Below are 16,915 nucleotides of genomic sequence, written 5' to 3' on the forward strand. Positions count from 1 at the left end.
TCGCCCTGTGGTTCTGCTCCCCGATTCCGCCGGTCAGTCTACGGACCACAGGCTGAGACGCCGCTCAGCGAGCGGGCCGCAACAGCGCGACGCACTCGACGTGGTGCGTCATCGGGAACGCGTCGAATGCCCTGAGCTGCACCAACTCGTAACCGTGCTGGGTGAACGCGGCGATGTCGCGGGCCAGGGCAGCCGGGTCGCACGCGACGTAAACCACACGGGAGGGTCGGCTGCGGGCGATCGCGGTGACCACGTCCTTGCCCGCGCCCTTGCGCGGCGGGTCGAGCACCACGACGTCGGGTGACCGCTCGGTGAACGCGGGCGACCCGAGCACCGCCTCGGTGCGGCCGGAGTGCCAGCTGACCTGCGGTTGGTCGGACAGGTTGAGCCTGCCGTCCTGGACCGCCCGGTCCGACGACTCGACCACGGCGACCGACCCGGTGGCGCCGACCTGCTCGGCCAGCACGGACGCGAACAGCCCGACCCCGCCGTAGAGGTCCCAGGCGTGGTCGCCCGGCCGGCAGTCCGCCCAGTCGCCGACGACCTGGGCGAACGTGTCCGCGGCGGCCGGGTGGACCTGCCAGAAGCCGTCCGCGCGCAGGTTCCACGTCCGGTGCGCGGCCAGTTCGGTCGCCGTGCCGCTGCCCGCGCGCCGCCGGGACGGTCCGGGCACGGGACGGCCGCGCCGCACCACCGGCGGCCCGATCTCGGTCAGGTGCACCTGCGCGCCCGCGTCCCGGGTGATCACCAGCTCGGACTTGGGCGGCCAGGTGCGGTCCACGACGCCGTCCAGCGCGCCGGGCGCGGCGATGACGCAGTGGTCCACCGGGACGACCCGGTGGCTGCGGTGGGCGCGGAACCCGGCGCGGCCGTCCGGTCCCACGGCCATCCGGACCCTGGTGCGCCAGTCCTCCGGTCCGCCGGGCAGGTCCTCGACGATGACCTCCCAGTCGAGCTTGGCCAGCCGGAGCAGCTGCTCGGCGACCACGGCGGCCTTCAGCTCGCGCTGGGCCTGCCAGGACGCGTGCTGCCAGTCGCAGCCGCCGCACAGCCCCGGCCCGGCGAACGGGCACGGCGGCTCGACGCGGTCCGGTGACGCCTGCAGCACCTCGACGGCGTCACCCCGGCAGAACGAGCCGCCGGTGTCCTCGGTGATCCGGACCACGACCCGTTCGCCGGGCAGCGCGTGCCGGACGAAGACCACGCGGCCCTCGTGCCGGGCGACGCAGTGCCCGCCGTGGGCGACCGCCCCGACCTCGACCTCGATCAACCGCTGCTTCCAGGTCGCCGTCACCTGCGGTTCCCCTGATCCTCTCCGCCGCGCTTGTCCAGACCGCGCCGGATGGCGCCGGGCGCGACGACGTCGTCGTTGTCGGTCACCTTCGAGGATGAGGCCAGCTGCCACGGCACGCTGGTCACCATCACCCCGGGTTGGAACAGGAGCCTGCCCTTGAGCCGCAGCGCGCTCTGGTTGTGCAGGAACTGCTCCCACCAGTGGCCGACCACGTACTCCGGGATGAACACCGTGACGACGTCGCGCGGGTTGTCCGTGCGGACCCGCTTGACGTAGTCCAGGACCGGTTTGGTGATCTCGCGGTAGGGCGACTCGATCACCTTCAGCGGCACCTTGAAGTTCTCCTTCTCCCAGTCCCGCACCAGGCGCCGGGTGTCGCCGTCGTCCACGTTCACGGTGACGGCTTCGAGCATGTCCGGCCGGGTCGCCTTGGCGTAGGCCAGGGCGCGCAGGGTCGGCATGTGCAGCTTCGAGACCAGCACCATGGCGTGGTTGCGGGCGGGCAGCAGCTTCTGCCGCTCCTGCTGGCGCAGCTCCTCGGCGACCCGGTCGTAGTGCCTGCGGATCGCCGTCATCAGGGCGTAGAGGGCGGCCATCGCGGCGATGGCGATCCACGCGCCGTGGGTGAACTTCGTGATCAGCACCACGACCAGCACGGACGCCGTCATGGCCAGGCCGAACGAGTTGATCGCCTGCGAGCGGCGCATCCGGCGGCGGGCCACCGGGTCGGTCTCCTTCGCCAGCAGCCGGTTCCAGTGCCGGATCATGCCGGTCTGGCTCATCGTGAACGACACGAACACGCCCACGATGTAGAGCTGGATGAGCTTGGTGACCTCCGCGTCGAACGCGATGACCAGCACGATCGCCGCGCCCGCGAGGAAGACGATGCCGTTGCTGAACGCCAGCCGGTCGCCGCGGGTGTGCAGCTGGCGCGGCAGGTAGCGGTCCTGGGCGAGGATCGAGCCGAGCACCGGGAAGCCGTTGAACGCGGTGTTCGCGGCCAGCACCAGGATCAGCGCGGTGACGGTCGTGATGAAGAAGAAGCCGACCGGGAAGCCGTCGAACACCGCGCCCGCGATCTGGGCGACCATCGTCTTCTGCTCGTAGCCCGGTGGCGCGTCGACCAGCTGGTGCGCCGGGTCGGAGGCCATCTTCACGCCGGTGAGCTGGGCCAGCACGATCAGGCCCATCAGCATCACGACCGCGATCAGGCCCATCATCAGCAGCGTGGTCGCCGCGTTGCGCGACTTCGGCTTGCGGAACGCCGGCACGCCGTTGCTGATCGCCTCCACACCGGTCAGCGCCGCGCAGCCGGACGAGAAGGCGCGCAGCACGAGGAACACGAACGCCAGGCCGACCAGGTGGTCGTCCTCGGCGCGCAGTTCGAGGCCCGCGCTCTCGGCGCGCATCTCGTCGCCGAGGACGAGGCCGCGGAACAGGCCGTAGGCGATCATCAGGACGACGCCGACCATGAACGCGTAGGTCGGGATGGCGAACGCGCTGCCGGACTCGCGGATGCCGCGCAGGTTGATCGCGGTGAGGACGACGATCGCGGCGACCGCGAACTCGACCTTGTGGGTGGCGACGAACGGGATGGCCGACCCGATGTTCGCCGCGGCGGAGGAGATCGAGACCGCGACCGTGAGGATGTAGTCCACGAGCAGGGCGCTCGCCACCGTCAGGCCCGCCCTGCGGCCCAGGTTGACCGTGGTGACCTCGTAGTCGCCGCCGCCGGAGGGGTAGGCGTGCACGTTCTGCCGGTAGCTCGCCACGACCGTCAGCATCACGATGACGACCACGACGCCGACCCACGGCGCCACCGCATAGGCGGACAGACCGGCGACCGACAGCACGAGGAAGATCTCCTCGGGCGCGTAGGCCACGCTCGACATCGCGTCCGAGGCGAACACGGGCAGGGCGATGCGCTTGGGCAGGAGGGTGTGGGCTAGCCGGTCGCTGCGGAACGGCCTGCCGACCAGCAGGCGCTTGGCCGCGGTTGCGAGCTTGGACACGGGTCGACAGCGTAAGGGGTCAGGTCCCCTGGTCGGAGTAATCGTGAGTAGGTTCTGCGTAAGCGTCGTTCAGGAGGCTTTCGTGCACGTGGTGATCATGGGTTGCGGCCGGGTGGGCTCGTCCCTGGCCAAGGCTCTGGAGCGCCTGGACCACCAGGTGTCGGTGATCGACAAGGACGCCCAGTCGTTCCGCAGGCTCGGCTCGGACTTCCACGGCCAGCAGGTGGTCGGCAACGGCTTCGACCAGCGGGTTCTCATCGAGGCGGGGATCGAGCGGGCGGGCGCGTTCGCGGCCGTGTCCAGCGGCGACAACTCCAACATCATCTCGGCCAGGGTGGCGCGGGAGACGTTCGGGGTGGAGGCGGTGGTCGCGCGGATCTACGACGAGAAGCGCGCCGCGGTGTACGAGCGGCTGGGCATCCCGACCGTGGCGACCGTGCCGTGGTCGACCGACCGGTTCCTGCGGATGCTGCTGCCCGAGGGCACCGCGACGGCGTGGCGCGACCCGTCGGGCAGCGTCGCCGTGCTGCCGCTGGAGCTGCACGAGGACTGGGTCGGGCGGACGGTGCGCGACCTGGAGGAGGCCACCGGGTGCCGGGTCGCGTTCGTGATGCGGTTCGGGACCGGCGTGCTGCCCGACTCGAAGACCGTGCTGCAGGAGGACGACCAGGTGTACGTGGCCGCCCTGTCCGGCACCGTGACCGATGTGGCCGCCGCGGCGGCCCACGCGCCCGAGGAGAGCTGAGTGCGGATCGCGATTGCGGGTGCCGGCGCGGTGGGTCGGTCCATCGCGGCGGAGCTGGTGTCCGACGGGCACCAGGTGATGCTGATCGAGCGGGACCGGAACCACTTCGAGCCGCACACCGTCGAGCAGGCGGAGTGGGTGCAGGCGGACGCGTGCGAGCTGTCCTCGTTGGAGGACGCGGGGATGCAGCTGTGCGACGTGGTCATCGCGGCCACCGGTGACGACAAGGTCAACCTGGTCGTGTCGCTGCTGGCCAAGACCGAGTTCGCGGTGCGGCGCGTGGTGGCGCGGGTGAACGACCCGGCCAACGAGTGGCTGTTCACCACCTCGTGGGGCGTGGACGTGGCCGTCTCGACGCCGCGCATCCTGTCCGCGCTGGTGGAGGAGGCCGTGACGATCGGGGACGTGGTCCGGCTGATGACGTTGCGCCAGGGCCAGGCGAACCTGGTCGAGATCACCCTCCCCGGCGACACCCCGCTGGCGGGCTCCCCGGTCAACGGCCTGGCGCTGCCGCGCGACGCGGCCCTGGTGACCATCCTGCGCGGCGGCCGGGTGATCGTGCCCACGCCGGACGACACGCTGGAGGGCGGGGACGAGCTGCTGTTCGTGGCGGCGGCGGACGTGGAACAGGAGATCCGCTCGGCCCTGGGCTACTGACCCGCGGTCGGCTGGGCCCGAAGGGCCGTTTTTGTCGGTGCCGGGCGGTTGAATAGAAGCAGGGGTCCCCTGGGCGGGGACCCCTGCGGAGCGTTCTGAGGCCGGAGTGCTCTGAGGCCGGAGTGCTCTGAGGCCGGAGTGCTCCTGGGTCGGAGCGCTCTCGGTTCGGGGCGTTCAGGGTCGGCGGTCGGTGCTCGGCGGCCCGGAGCGTTACGGAGCCCGGCGGCTAGTGCTCGTCGGCGCGGGCTGGTTGGGGGCGTTGCTCGGTCGAGGTGTCGAGCATCTGCCGGTAGATGTCCGGCTCGCCCTCCTGGTCGGCGGCGGCTTGGGCGCGGAGGCGGGCTTCGGCGGCCGCGTTCTCCTCTTCCTCCTTGGCCAGTGCCGCCTTGAGGCGCTTGTCCGAGCGGCGCACCGCCCAGACCGTGGCGACCAGCGCGATCGCCATCAGCGGGTAGCCCATGGCCAGGCGGGCGGCGGCCAGCCAGCCCACCGAGGCCTCGTCGTACAGCCACCGCTGCACCACGAAGCGGGCGCCGAAGACCAGGGCCCACACGAGCGTGGCGATGTCGTAGTCGCGCACGCTGGCCTTGTCCTGCCGCCACGACGAGCCCTGGCCGTTGAGGAACGACCAGATCACGCCCGCCAGCGGCCACCTGACCAGGATCGAGGCCAGGAACACGCCGCCGTAGACGAGGCTCTGCCAGATGCCGAACAGGAAGAAGCCCTTGGCGTCGCCCGTCCGGTAGGCGATGAACGCGGCGATGCCGACGCCGAAGACCGCCGACACGGCCGGCTGCACGGACCCCTTGCGCATGGCCAGCACGATGCCGATCACGACCGCCGACGCCAGCGCGCTCCAGATCGCGGGCATCAGCCCGGCGAACGCGTTGACCAGCACGAACACCACGACCGGCAGCGAGGAGAAGACCAGGCCGCTGACGCCGCCCATCTGCTCCAGCATGGTGGGCTGCTTCTCGGACTCGTTCTTCTGGGTCATGAAGCGTTCTGCAGCTCGTAGTAGGGGTTGTAGAGCACCTTGCGCCCGTCGCGCACCGCGATCCGGCCCTTGGCCTTGATCGTGCGCCCCGGCTCGATGCCCGCGATCCGGCGACGTCCCAGCCAGACCAGCGTCACGCCCTCGGTGCCGTCGTACAACTCCGCCTCCAACGTGGCGGCGGCGTCACGCGGGCACAGCTCGACGCTGCGCAGCCTGCCCAACACCGTCACCTCCTGACCGGACTGACAGTCGCACGCGCGGACGGCCCCGACGGCCACGGCTTTTCGGGACAGGTCGTCGGCGTCCAACTCGCTCACGTCGGTGGTCAGCCGACGCACGAGGCGGCGCCAGTAGCCACCCCCAGTACCAGTCATCCCCGACTCCTGGAAATGCGTGGGGCCTCGACAGCGAAGCCCGTCCAACAGCCAGCGTAACCGGGTGCACCCGGTCGGGTATCCGACTGGGGGAGGATCTGACGTCATGGAGTCGTCACCCGCCGTTCTGCTGCCGGGCACCGCGTCCGACGAGGTCTTCGTCTCCTCGGTGTTCGCCCGCCCGCTGGCCGGGGCCGGGTTCGACCTGGTGGCGCCCGCGTCCCGGGACGTGGCCGGGCACCTCGCCGCGCTGGACGCCGCCTGGACCGGGACACCGCTGGTCGTCGGCGGTGTCTCGCTGGGCGCGCAAGTGGCGGCGGCGTGGGCGGTCCGGCACCCCGAGCGGTGCGCGGGCCTGCTGGTGGCGCTGCCCGCGTGGCACGGCCCGGCGGACGGCGCGCCGGCGGCCCTGGCCGCGCTGGCCAGCGCGGCGGTGGTGGAGTCGGCGGGCGTCGAGGCCGCGCTGACCGGGGTCGACGGGTGGCTGGGCGATGAGCTGCGACGGGCGTGGCCCCGGTACGGGACGCGGTTGGCGCACGCGCTGCGGGAGGCCGCCGGGTCGGTGTCGCCGACGCCGGCCGAGCTGGCCGGGCTGGCGGCGCCGGTGGGGGTCGCGGCCTGCACCGACGACCCCATTCACCCGTTGGGTGTAGCCCGGACGTGGGTCGAGGCGTTGCCTCGTGCCGCTCTGCGCACGACGACGTTGGCGGCGTTGGGCGCGGACCGGGAGTCCCTGGGCCGCGCCGCGCTCACCGCCTACCTCGAAGCCTCCGGCTCGACGCCCCCAGCGGTCTAGCCCTGCTGCTGCTGGGCCTGGATGTGCCGGGCGATCGCCTCCGGCAGCTCGATCGGCAGCGCGGTGCGCACCGGCATCGCCTGCTCGCCGCGCACCACGACCGTGTCCCGCAGCAACGCGTACAGGGCGTCGGTCGCCTTGGCGCTCAGCTCCTCCGTCGGCGCCGCCGCGATGCCGCGCAGCATCCACCGAGGGCCGTCCACGCCGACCACGCGCAGGTGCACCTCGTTGTTGCGGGCGGTGATCTCCTCGCCCCACTCGCCGTTCTCCCGCAGGATGCGGAAGCCGTCGGACTTGAACTGGGCGATCATCTCGCCGCTGACCTCCGGCCACAGCCGGTCGGACTTCGGCGCCGCGAACGCGCTGACGGTGAGCTGGCCGACGGTCGTGAGCAGGTGCACCGCCCGGACCGCGCCCGCCGGGTCCATCTCGACCTGCAGCTGCGCGCCCTCGGGCACGGGCAGCCGGATCGAACCGAGGTCCAGCCGGTTCAGGCCGTCGGCGGGGGCCTGGGTGGAGTCGAACGGCCCGTCCTCGGCCTCCCCGGCGCCGCCGAACTCGACCTCGGGTTGCGCCGTCCCCCGGTTCGCGGAGTGCCTACCGCGCTTGCGGCGCTTTCCGAACATCGCCTTCACCCCTCCGTCCGGGCGAGCACGTCGTGCCCGCCTGTAGAGCCGTAGCCGCCCGCGCCCCGCACGGAGTCGGGCAGCTCGTCGACTTCGCGGAACACCGCGTGCTCCACCTTCTGCACCACGAGCTGGGCGATCCGGTCACCGCGCGACAGCACCACGGGCTCGCGCAGGTCGTGGTTCACCAGGCACACCCTGATCTCGCCCCGGTAGCCCGCGTCGATCGTGCCCGGCGTGTTGACCACGCTCAGGCCCACGCGCGCGGCGAGGCCGGAACGCGGGTGCACGAACCCCGCGTACCCCTCGGGCAGCGCGATGGCGACGCCCGTCCCGACCACGGCGCGCTCCCCCGGTTCGATCACCACGTCGGTGGTCGTCACCAGGTCCGCGCCGGCATCACCCGGACGGGCGTAGGCCGGGGGTGGGACGGCAGGATCGAGCCGGGACAGCAGGACCTCGACGCTGGGCACGGCGCGCGAGACTACCCTGGTGGCGTGAGCGAGAGTGCTGTGACCGCCCCGACCGCGTTCCGCGAGCGGTTGTACGTGCCCTGGTGGGGTTGGCCGCTGCCGCTGGCCGCGGCCGCGCTGCTGGCCGCCGAGATCCACATGGGCTTCCCCGGCGTGCGGTCGTGGCTGCCGTACCTCATCACGGTGCCGCTGGCGGCGCTGCTGCTGGTCCGGCTGGGTTCGGTGAAGGTCGAGGTGTCCGGCGGCGAGCTGCGGGTCGGCGCGGCGCACGTGCCGCTGGACCTGCTCGGCGAGGTCGAGGTGTTCGACGCGAAGTCCAAGCGCAAGGCGATGGGGCCGGACCTGGACCCGATGGCGTACGTCGCGCACCGGGGCTGGGTCGGGCCGATGGTCCGGGTGCAGCTGCGGGACCCCGCCGACCCGACGCCCTACTGGCTGTTCAGCGTGCGGTCGGCGGAGGAGCTGGCGGAGCTGCTGCGCGCGCGGTGAATCACCTCATCAGGTGAATCGCGCCGTCCTGGGCGGGGACCGGTCAACGGCGACTGGGCGCCACCCCGGCGGTGGGGTGAGCGCCCAGGTCTGGTCGTAGGTGTGGTCGGTGGATCGGTGTCGGGTCGGCTCGTGCCGGTCGTGCCTCAGGCGCAGTCGCGGCAGATGTACTGGCCGTTGACTTCCTCGGCCAGCCTGCTGCGGTGGTGCACCAGGAAGCACTTGGAGCACGTGAACTCGTCCGCCTGCTTCGGCAGGACCTTGAACGTCAGCTCCTCACCGGACAGGTCGGCGCCCGGCAGCTCGAAGTTCTCGGCGGTCGCGTCCTCGTCGATGTCGACGACCCCGGACTGCGTTTCATTGCGCCGCGCCTTCAGCTCCTCGAGGGAGTCCTCAGCGAGTTCGTCCGCCTCGCTGCGACGCGGTGCGTCGTAGTCGGTCGCCATACTTCTTTCACCCCTGCGGTCAACGGAGACTGTTCGTGTCGCTGGTTAACGCACCAGCGCCCCTTTTTGTGCCCCCCGTCCCCAGTGACGGAGGTCTCGCTCGTGCTGCCGGGCGCCAACCCCCTGTTCGTCGACGCTTTCAGGTGTCCGGCGGTGCGCGGAGCGCCGAGAGGGTAGCTCATTGATCGGGGGGTCGTGCAGCGGGTTCCCCCTAATTGAGCAGACGGGTGACAGGCCCTCCGCACGCTGGCCCGATAGGCTGGGACACGCGTCACCCACCCGGTGCTCCCGTGCTGCGCTGCCCGACCAGGGCGTTGACCGTCCGCGACCGGGTGATTGCGGCCCGCTACGCCCCGGCCCGGGGCGCGGGGCCGCGGGACGCGGAATAGCCTGATCACTGTCAGCACTGGGCCAGGGGAGGTCGACGGACGTGGGACCCGGTACGGGGAGCAGCGGGTCGTCGCGGTACCGGAAGCGGCGGCCGTGGCCGGCGCTCGTGCTGTTCCTGGTGCTCGCCGCGACAGCGGTGGTGGTCTGGAACCGCGTGTTGTCGGACGAGGGCGACGTGGACGCGGCGATCAGGTGCAACGCGCCCGGCGGGGTGCCGTTGCCCTCGGCGGGCGCTCCGGTGGCGCCGGCGGCCGAGCCGCAGCCGCGGCTGGGGTCGGTGCTGGGGCACGACGCGCTGGACCGGACCGACCCGGTGCCCGTCGCCCAGGTGCAGTTCCGCGTGTTCAACGCGAGCACCCAGCGCAACCAGGCGCGGTTCGTCGCGACGACGCTGGAAGAGCTGGGCATGAAGCAGGCCGCGGAGCCGGACAACGACCCGGTGTACCCGGCGCAGGACATGGGCTGCCGCGGCCAGATCCGGTTCGGCGCGCCCGGCGCCGGCGCGGCGCGGACGTTGAGCCTGGTGGAGCCGTGCCTGGAGCTGGTGCGCGACGAGCGCCAGGACGCGACGGTGGACGTGGCGATCGGGCAGAAGTTCAGCGAGGTGAAGCCGAACAGCGACGCCCGCAAGGTGCTCGACCAGCTGGCGGAGTGGGCGGCGCAGCAGCCCGAGCAGCAGGGCGGTCAGGCGGCGGAGGGCTCGACGGCGCTGTCGCTGAACGCCGACCACCTCAAGGCCGCCCGCGACGTCCGCTGCTGACCCCCGCACCCGCGCGAGTCGAACGCCCGGCACCCGCGAGTCGAACGCTCAGGACCCCCGAGTTCGTCATTCGGAATGACGAACTCGGGGGTCCTGGAGGTTCGACACGCGGGACGCGAACGTTCGACTCGCGGGTCAGACCTTGGCGAAGCCGCAGTCGACCAGGGCGGTGAAGAGGGCGTCGGCGATGCCCGGGGCGGCGGCGAAGGTGGCGTCGGCGCCCAGCTCCGGGGCTTCACCCGGCAGGTGGACGACGGCGCCCGCCTCACGGGCCAGCAGCGCGCCCGCCGCCCAGTCCCACCGGCCCAGGGTGTGCTCGGCGTAGGCGTCCAACCGCCCGGCCGCCACGGCGCACAGGTCCAGCGAGGCCGCACCGGCCCGCCGCATGTCCCGAACCCTCGTCGCGAGCCCCGCCCACGCCTCCGCCTGGCGCTGCCGGCGCTCCGGTCGGTAGGCGAAGCCGTAACCCAGGAGGGACAGGTCCAACCGGGTGGCGTTCGACACCGCGAGCCGCCGGCCGTCCAGCCACGCCCCGCCGCCGCGCGCCGCCGTCCACACCCGGCCGCTCACCGGCTCCACCACGGCGCCCGCCACGGACTCGCCGTCGACCTGCGCGGCGACCGAGACGGCGTAGTGCGGGATGTCGTAGAGGTAGTTCACGGTGCCGTCGATCGGGTCGACGACCCAGGTCAGGCCCTCGACGGCGGCGCTGCCGCCCTCCTCCTCCCCGATCACCGGCTCGCCCGGCCGCAGCTCGGCGAGCCGCCGCCGGACCAGCTGCTCGGACGCGCGGTCGGCCGCGGTCACCACGTCGGTGGCGCTGCTCTTGGTGTCCACATCGGTCACGGCGGCCGCGCGGGTGGCCACGGCCAGCTCACCGGCCTCGCGGGCCACGAGCACGGCGACTTCGACCAATGAGCGGGGATCGAAACGCAACTGTTCCTCCTGCGTCACTCTCACGGGACTATCGGAGAACTGCAGGCTAATGTCTGCGGCCACGGTTACTGAATCGAGTAGGAAGGGCCACGGGGATGGGCATGACCCGCGGGTTCGGCGTGGACATCGGCGGTTCCGGCATCAAGGGCGGGCTCGTGGACCTCGAAGCGGGGGCGCTGGACGGTGAGCGGCTGCGCATCACCACACCCCAGCCGTCGACCCCGGACGCGGTCGCCGACGTGGTCGCCGAGATCGTCGAGAAGTTCAACTGGGAGGGCCCCGTCGGCGTCACGCTGCCGTGCGTGATCAAGCACGGCGTCTCGCTGTCCGCCGCCAACGTCGACAAGGCGTGGATCGGCACCGACGCCGCCCAGCTGTTCGCCGACCGCCTCGGCCGGCCCAAGGACCAGGTCGTCGTGCTGAACGACGCCGACGCGGCCGGGATCGCCGAGATGCGGTTCGGTTCCGGTGTCGACCGGGACGGCCTGGTGGTGCTGCTGACGTTCGGCACCGGCATCGGCAGCGCCCTGTTCCTGGACGGCAAGCTCGTCCCGAACACCGAGTTCGGCCACCTGGAGGTCGACGGCCACGACGCGGAGAAGCGCGCGGCGGCCTCGGTGAAGGAGGACAAGGGCCTGAGCTGGGCCGAGTGGACGCCCCGCGTCTCCAGGTACATCTCCGTGCTGGAGAACCTGATCTGGCCCGACCTGGTGATCGCGGGCGGCGGTGTCAGCAAGAAGGCCGAGAAGTGGCTGCCGCTGCTGGAGGTGCGCACCGAGGTGGTGGCCGCCGCGCTGAAGAACGACGCGGGCATCGTCGGGGCCGCGGTCGCCGCCGCGCAGGGCCTCCAGCACTGATTTGCGCAGCGTTCCACCTGCGAGAACGCGTGCCGGACCACCTCGGATGACGCCGGGGCGCAACGGCACGCGATTCTCGTCGTTACAATGGAACGGTGCCCCGCTGACGAACGATCCGGCGGGGGATCCCCCGTACTCAGGCGACCGAGGTTCGCGCCCTTCGGTCGTCCTTGATCGACAGTCGCGAAAGGGCGTACGTGGCAGCCGCGAAGACGACTCAGGCAGCTCAGGCTGACGCCGAGGAGACGCCCAAGGCCACCTCGGCGAGGAAGGCCCCGGCGAAGAAGCCGGCGGCGAAGACCGCCGCGGCGGGGAAGACGGCCACGCGGGCGCCGCGCAAGACGGCCGCCAAGGCCGCCGCTGCCGCGCCCGGCAAGGTCAAGAAGGACGGCGAGGAGCCCGAAGACCTCGAAGGCGCGCCGGACGCCGAAGACCTCGTCGACGACGTCGAGCTGATCGACGAGCCGGTCGAGGAGGAGCCCGCCGAGGAGGAGGCCAAGCCCGGCGAGGGCGACTTCGTCTGGGACGAGGAGGAGTCGGAGGCCCTGCGGCAGGCCCGCAAGGACGCCGAGCTGACCGCCTCGGCCGACTCGGTCCGCGCCTACCTGAAGCAGATCGGCAAGGTCGCCCTGCTCAACGCGGAGGAGGAGGTCGAGCTCGCCAAGCGCATCGAGGCCGGCCTCTACGCCGCCGAGCGGGTCCGCCGGGCCGAGGACGAGCAGGAGAAGCTGACCCCGCAGATGCGCCGCGACCTGCGGTGGATCGTGCGGGACGGCGAGCGGGCCAAGAACCACCTGCTGGAGGCGAACCTCCGCCTGGTGGTGTCGCTGGCCAAGCGCTACACCGGTCGCGGCATGGCGTTCCTGGACCTGATCCAGGAGGGCAACCTCGGCCTGATCCGCGCGGTCGAGAAGTTCGACTACACCAAGGGCTACAAGTTCTCCACGTACGCGACGTGGTGGATCCGCCAGGCGATCACCCGCGCGATGGCCGACCAGGCCCGCACCATCCGCATCCCGGTGCACATGGTCGAGGTCATCAACAAGCTGGGTCGCATCCAGCGCGAACTGCTCCAGGACCTGGGCCGCGAGCCCACCCCGGAGGAGTTGGCCAAGGAGATGGACATCACCCCGGAGAAGGTGCTGGAGATCCAGCAGTACGCCCGGGAGCCCATCTCGCTCGACCAGACGATCGGCGACGAGGGCGACAGCCAGCTCGGTGACTTCATCGAGGACTCCGAGGCCGTGGTGGCGGTGGACGCGGTGTCGTTCACCCTGCTGCAGGACCAGCTCCAGTCGGTGCTGGCGACGTTGTCCGAGCGCGAGGCGGGCGTGGTGCGGCTGCGGTTCGGCCTCACCGACGGCCAGCCGCGCACGCTGGACGAGATCGGCCAGGTCTACGGCGTGACGCGCGAGCGGATCCGGCAGATCGAGTCGAAGACGATGTCGAAGCTGCGGCACCCGTCGCGGTCGCAGGTGCTGCGCGACTACCTGGACTGATACCCAGGCTGAAGATCACTCCAGGTCAGGGCCCCTCGGCTGAACAGCCGAGGGGCCCTGACTTTTTCACCTGGTCAGGTGATGCCCTTCCTCACTCTCCGTGGTGTCCTGGTAGTGGCGCAGCCGCCGGGGGGCGGCACAGGGGACGCGCCGGCACAGGGGGAACACCATGACTGGAAGCCGCACTGAAGCACGCCGTTCGCGCCTGGACGCGCCGGACGCGGTGGACCGGCAGCCGTGGCCGGAGCACGCGAACAACGGCGAGGAGGGCGACTACCCGCACGTCGCCAACTACGGCAAGGGCCTCCCGCACGACGAGGTCGGCGAGGTCCGGCCGGAGGCGTACAACACGCTGCTGAGGGCGCTGTCCACCGGGCGGCCCGAGGACTTCGAACGGGTGCCGCTGGGCGGCGAGGTCAAGCTCGTCAACCCGCAGTCCGGGCTCGCGCGCGACGTCGAGGGCCCGCACCCGCGGTCGCTGACCATCCCGCCCGCGCCGCGCCTGGACAGCCCGCGCAACTCGGCCGAGGCGGTCGAGCTGTACTGGATGGCGCTGACCAGGGACGTGCCGTTCACCGAGTACGACGGGCACCCGCTGATCGCGCGGGCGGCGGCGGAGCTGTCGCGGTTGGGCGACTACCGGGCGCCGAAGGTCGACGGCCTGGTCACGCCGGCCACGATCTTCCGCGGCGACACCCGCGGCGACCTGCGCGGGCCGTTCCTGTCGCAGTTCCTGCTGCGGGACATCCAGTACGGCACGCTGCGGGTGCCCCAGCTGCACGACACCGTGCGGCCGGACTGCGACTACCTGACCGACTTCGACGCGTGGCGCGCCGTGCAGGAGGGCGCCGCGGCGCCCGGCATCGAGCGGGACCACGACAACCGCCGCTACCCGCGCAACGCCCGCGACCTGACGAACTACGTGCACTTCGACGCGCTGTACGAGGCTTACCTCAACGCCGCGCTGATCCTGCTCGACCTGGGCGCGCCGTTCGACAACGGCAACCCGTACCGGCACTCGGCCAACCAGGTCGGCTTCGGCACGTACGGCGCGCCGCACCTGCTGTCCCTGGTGACGGAGGTGGCGACGCGGGCGTTGAAGGCGGCCTGGTTCCAGAAGTGGCACGTGCACCGCAGGTTGCGGCCGGAGGCGTTCGGCGGGCGGGTCCACGCGCACCTGTCCGGCCTGCGGGACTACGGCATGATCGACCGGGAGGTGCTGGACTCGGAGGCGGTCGAGCTGACCCACGAGCGGCACGGGTCCTACCTGCTGCCGCAGGCGTTCCCGGAGGGCTCGCCGACGCACCCGTCGTACGGCTCGGGTCACGCGACGGTGGCCGGCGCGTGCGTCACGGTGCTGAAGGCGTGGTTCGACGAGTCGTGGGTGCTGCCGGACCCGGTGGTGGTCAACGCCGACGGCACCGGCCTGGAGCCGTACGAGGGTGGCGACGTGCTCACCGTGGGTGGCGAGCTGGACAAGGTGGGCTCGAACATCCCGACCGCCCGGAACATGGCGGGCGTGCACTGGCGGAGCGACTTCACCGAGGCCGTGCTGCTCGGCGAGGCGGTCGGCATCGGGGTGCTGCGCGACCACGTCCGGGTCAACCACGAGGACGCGTCGTTCGGCCTGACCCGGTTCGACGGGCGGCGGGTCACCATCTGAACGGGTGGTGAAGTGGACGGGTCACGTCCGGATCGTGGAATTCGGGTCCGTGTTCGCTCTGGGCTGACCAAAGTGTTACCGGTCACAGGACGGCCCGTCCGACACCCACCTTCTGGAGCAGTGATCGTGCGTCGAACGCCGTATCCGCAGGTCGGGAAACCGTTGCGGCGACAGCGGAACGTGAGCGGCCGCCGTTCGATCGGCTGGAAATCCCAGGTTCCGACAACCCCGGCGCCGGGTAAATCAGGAGTGACGCGGGTCGCCACGGCCCAGGGAACACTGACTTACGCCCGTGCGTCTGCAAGAGTGGAAGCAGCGAACACGGCGCACCCGCCAGATGCGAGGTGGTCGCAGCTAGGTGTGAGGGCACCGATCCCCGGTGCCGGGACGGAGGGAGATTTCCATGACTACGACGCTCACCCGCCCCGCGTTGACCGCTGCCGACCGCTGCGACCGCTGCGGGGCTGCTGCCCAGGTTCGCGCCGTGCTCCCCTCCGGGGGCGAGTTGCTGTTCTGCGGGCACCACGCCCGTGAGCACAGCACCAAGCTGCGCGAACTCGCTGCCGAGCTGCAGCAGGGCTGAACACCACGAGTCCCGGCGGGGACTCGTAGCACCCTAGCCGTCCGGGGCGGGGATCCGACGAGGATCCCCGCCCCCCTCATCTTCCGGGGCAGTCGCACCGCTTCGACGGCGGCGCGGGGCTCGTCGGCGCGGGCTCGGCGCGGGGTCAGACCTCGCCCAGGACCGGCTCGAAGGCCAGTTCGGCGGCGCCCACGAGCTTGGCGTCCCGGCCGAGGGGCGACTTGACGATCCTGGTCCCGCCGACGGCCCGCGACACCAGCGACCGCCGCTGCACGGCGGCGCGCAGCTGGTCCACCAGCGTTTCCGGCAGCGCCGTGAACAGGTCCCCCAGCACCACCAGCTCCGGGCCGAGCATGTTCACCACGGTGATCAGCCCCATGGCCAGCCACTCGGTGAACTCGCCGAGCCGGTGCGCGACGCTGTCCGGCGACCCGGCCAGCGACCGCAGCTCCGCCACCACGGTGCCGCGCGGCGCGTCCTCGGGCAGGGCCAGGGCGCGGCACAGCGCCGCCTCCCCCACCTCGGTCTCCCAGCAGCCCTGGCAGCCGCAGTAGCAGCGCCGGCCGCCGGGGCGCACCACCATGTGCCCCAGCTCGCCGACGTAGCCGCCGGTGCCGCGCAGCGGCTGCCCGCTGGAGATCACGCCGCCGCCGATGCCGACGTCGGCGGAGATGTAGACCATGTCGGACGAGTCGCGGGCCGCGCCGCGCACGTGCTCGGCCAGCGCGCCCAGCTCGGCGTCGTTGCCGACCTGGACGGGGACCTTGAGCACCGACGACAGCCGCTCGCCCAGCGCCACGTCGGTCCAGTGCAGGTTGGGCGCCTCGTGCACGAGGCCGTCGGCGCGGCGGACCACGCCGGGCACGGACACGCCGACACCGACCGCCCGCACGTCGAGCTCGTCGGCCAGCAGCTTGGCCGAGTCGGCGACGTGCGTGATCACCTCGCCGGGGTCGCGGGACCGGTGGTGCAGGTTCCACGAGTCCCGGCCGAGGATGTCGCCGCCGAGGCCGACCATGGCCATCGCCACCTGCTCGACGCGGATGTCGATGGCCATCACCACGGCCGCGTTCGGCTGCGGCAGCACCAGCAGGGACGGCCGGCCCGCGCCGGAGCGCTGCGCGGGCACCCGTTCGGCCACCACGCCGGACTCGGCCAAGCCGTCCACCAGGGCCTTGATCGTGCTGCGGTTGAGGCCCAGCTCAGCCGCCAGCGACGCCCTGGTGGACGGTCCGTCCACGTGCAACCGGCGCAGCAGCGCCGTCCGGTTGTGCCGGCGTACCTCGTCGGGTCGGGCTCCCGCGGTCGGTGTGCTCAC

At 72.0% G+C, this 16,915-nt stretch carries 18 protein-coding genes; 9 read left to right on the plus strand and 9 right to left on the minus strand.

What is annotated here, in order from left to right; all coding sequences use genetic code 11:
* Positions 1 to 64 precede the first annotated feature (64 nt).
* Positions 65 to 1,294, minus strand: a complete 1,230-nt coding sequence (locus AB0F89_RS35780; protein ID WP_367130660.1) for a class I SAM-dependent RNA methyltransferase — start codon at positions 1,292 to 1,294, stop codon at positions 65 to 67.
* Positions 1,291 to 3,306 carry an APC family permease gene (locus tag AB0F89_RS35785; protein ID WP_367130662.1) on the minus strand — a complete coding sequence of 672 codons (2,016 nt, stop codon included), beginning with the start codon at positions 3,304 to 3,306 and terminating at the stop codon, positions 1,291 to 1,293. Before AB0F89_RS35785 ends, AB0F89_RS35780 begins: the two co-directional genes overlap by 4 nt.
* Before the next feature lie 82 nt (positions 3,307 to 3,388).
* Here AB0F89_RS35785 and AB0F89_RS35790 point away from each other — a divergent pair, with 82 nt between their 5' ends.
* On the plus strand, positions 3,389 to 4,051 hold the full coding sequence (locus AB0F89_RS35790) for a TrkA family potassium uptake protein (RefSeq protein ID WP_367130664.1): 663 nt from the start codon (positions 3,389 to 3,391) through the stop codon (positions 4,049 to 4,051).
* On the plus strand, positions 4,052 to 4,708 hold the full coding sequence (locus tag AB0F89_RS35795; protein ID WP_367130666.1) for a TrkA family potassium uptake protein: 657 nt from the start codon (positions 4,052 to 4,054) through the stop codon (positions 4,706 to 4,708).
* Between the two features lie 226 nt (positions 4,709 to 4,934).
* Here AB0F89_RS35795 and AB0F89_RS35800 read toward each other — a convergent pair whose 3' ends face one another.
* Positions 4,935 to 5,705, minus strand: coding sequence for a DUF3159 domain-containing protein (locus AB0F89_RS35800; RefSeq protein WP_367130668.1), 771 nt, complete (start codon positions 5,703 to 5,705; stop codon positions 4,935 to 4,937).
* A complete protein-coding gene (locus AB0F89_RS35805) occupies positions 5,702 to 6,079 on the minus strand; it encodes an OB-fold nucleic acid binding domain-containing protein (protein ID WP_367130670.1) in 378 nt (125 codons plus the stop codon). The genes AB0F89_RS35800 and AB0F89_RS35805 overlap by 4 nt, the downstream gene beginning before the upstream one ends.
* A 106-nt stretch (positions 6,080 to 6,185) precedes the next feature.
* Here AB0F89_RS35805 and AB0F89_RS35810 point away from each other — a divergent pair, with 106 nt between their 5' ends.
* Positions 6,186 to 6,875, plus strand: a complete 690-nt coding sequence (locus AB0F89_RS35810; protein WP_367130672.1) for an alpha/beta fold hydrolase — start codon at positions 6,186 to 6,188, stop codon at positions 6,873 to 6,875.
* On the opposite strand, the gene AB0F89_RS35815 is transcribed toward AB0F89_RS35810, so the two are convergent.
* Together AB0F89_RS35815 and dut are read right to left on the minus strand one after the other, a co-directional pair.
* Positions 6,872 to 7,501 (minus strand): DUF3710 domain-containing protein, encoded by a 630-nt coding sequence (locus AB0F89_RS35815; RefSeq protein ID WP_367130673.1) that lies wholly within the window; start codon positions 7,499 to 7,501, stop codon positions 6,872 to 6,874. The genes AB0F89_RS35810 and AB0F89_RS35815 overlap by 4 nt on opposite strands.
* 5 nt (positions 7,502 to 7,506) lie before the next feature.
* Positions 7,507 to 7,974, minus strand: a complete 468-nt coding sequence (dut, locus tag AB0F89_RS35820) for a dUTP diphosphatase (RefSeq protein ID WP_367130675.1) — start codon at positions 7,972 to 7,974, stop codon at positions 7,507 to 7,509.
* A gap of 24 nt (positions 7,975 to 7,998) precedes the next feature.
* Here dut and AB0F89_RS35825 point away from each other — a divergent pair, with 24 nt between their 5' ends.
* Positions 7,999 to 8,463: a DUF3093 domain-containing protein gene (locus AB0F89_RS35825; protein ID WP_367130677.1), complete on the plus strand. Its 465-nt coding sequence runs from the start codon at positions 7,999 to 8,001 to the stop codon at positions 8,461 to 8,463.
* A gap of 146 nt (positions 8,464 to 8,609) precedes the next feature.
* Here AB0F89_RS35825 and AB0F89_RS35830 read toward each other — a convergent pair whose 3' ends face one another.
* A complete protein-coding gene (locus AB0F89_RS35830; RefSeq protein ID WP_053717171.1) occupies positions 8,610 to 8,909 on the minus strand; it encodes a DUF4193 domain-containing protein in 300 nt (99 codons plus the stop codon).
* 430 nt (positions 8,910 to 9,339) lie between these two features.
* On the opposite strand from AB0F89_RS35830, the gene cei reads away from it, so the two are divergent.
* Positions 9,340 to 10,059 (plus strand): envelope integrity protein Cei, encoded by a 720-nt coding sequence (gene cei, locus AB0F89_RS35835; protein ID WP_367130679.1) that lies wholly within the window; start codon positions 9,340 to 9,342, stop codon positions 10,057 to 10,059.
* Between the two features lie 135 nt (positions 10,060 to 10,194).
* Here cei and AB0F89_RS35840 read toward each other — a convergent pair whose 3' ends face one another.
* The gene (locus tag AB0F89_RS35840) at positions 10,195 to 10,995 is read right to left on the minus strand and encodes an inositol monophosphatase family protein (RefSeq protein WP_367130681.1); all 801 of its coding nucleotides are present in this window, start codon (positions 10,993 to 10,995) and stop codon (positions 10,195 to 10,197) included.
* 95 nt (positions 10,996 to 11,090) lie between these two features.
* Between AB0F89_RS35840 and ppgK the strand changes: the two genes are divergently transcribed.
* From ppgK to AB0F89_RS35860, 4 genes are all read left to right on the plus strand, one after another.
* Complete coding sequence (ppgK, locus tag AB0F89_RS35845; RefSeq protein WP_367130683.1) at positions 11,091 to 11,852, plus strand: polyphosphate--glucose phosphotransferase; 762 nt, start codon at positions 11,091 to 11,093, stop codon at positions 11,850 to 11,852.
* Between the two features lie 197 nt (positions 11,853 to 12,049).
* The gene (locus tag AB0F89_RS35850) at positions 12,050 to 13,351 is read left to right on the plus strand and encodes an RNA polymerase sigma factor (protein ID WP_073895301.1); all 1,302 of its coding nucleotides are present in this window, start codon (positions 12,050 to 12,052) and stop codon (positions 13,349 to 13,351) included.
* A gap of 169 nt (positions 13,352 to 13,520) precedes the next feature.
* Entirely contained in the window at positions 13,521 to 15,014 is a 1,494-nt protein-coding gene (locus AB0F89_RS35855; protein WP_367130685.1) for a vanadium-dependent haloperoxidase, read from the plus strand.
* Between the two features lie 403 nt (positions 15,015 to 15,417).
* Positions 15,418 to 15,597, plus strand: a complete 180-nt coding sequence (locus tag AB0F89_RS35860) for a hypothetical protein (protein ID WP_015800348.1) — start codon at positions 15,418 to 15,420, stop codon at positions 15,595 to 15,597.
* A 145-nt stretch (positions 15,598 to 15,742) separates the two neighbouring features.
* Here the strand turns inward: AB0F89_RS35860 and AB0F89_RS35865 are convergent, their stop codons facing one another.
* Positions 15,743 to 16,915, minus strand: a complete 1,173-nt coding sequence (locus AB0F89_RS35865) for an ROK family protein (RefSeq protein WP_367130688.1) — start codon at positions 16,913 to 16,915, stop codon at positions 15,743 to 15,745.

The sequence above is a fragment of the Saccharothrix sp. HUAS TT1 genome (genome assembly GCF_040744945.1).
Taxonomy (GTDB): Bacteria; Actinomycetota; Actinomycetes; order Mycobacteriales; family Pseudonocardiaceae; genus Actinosynnema.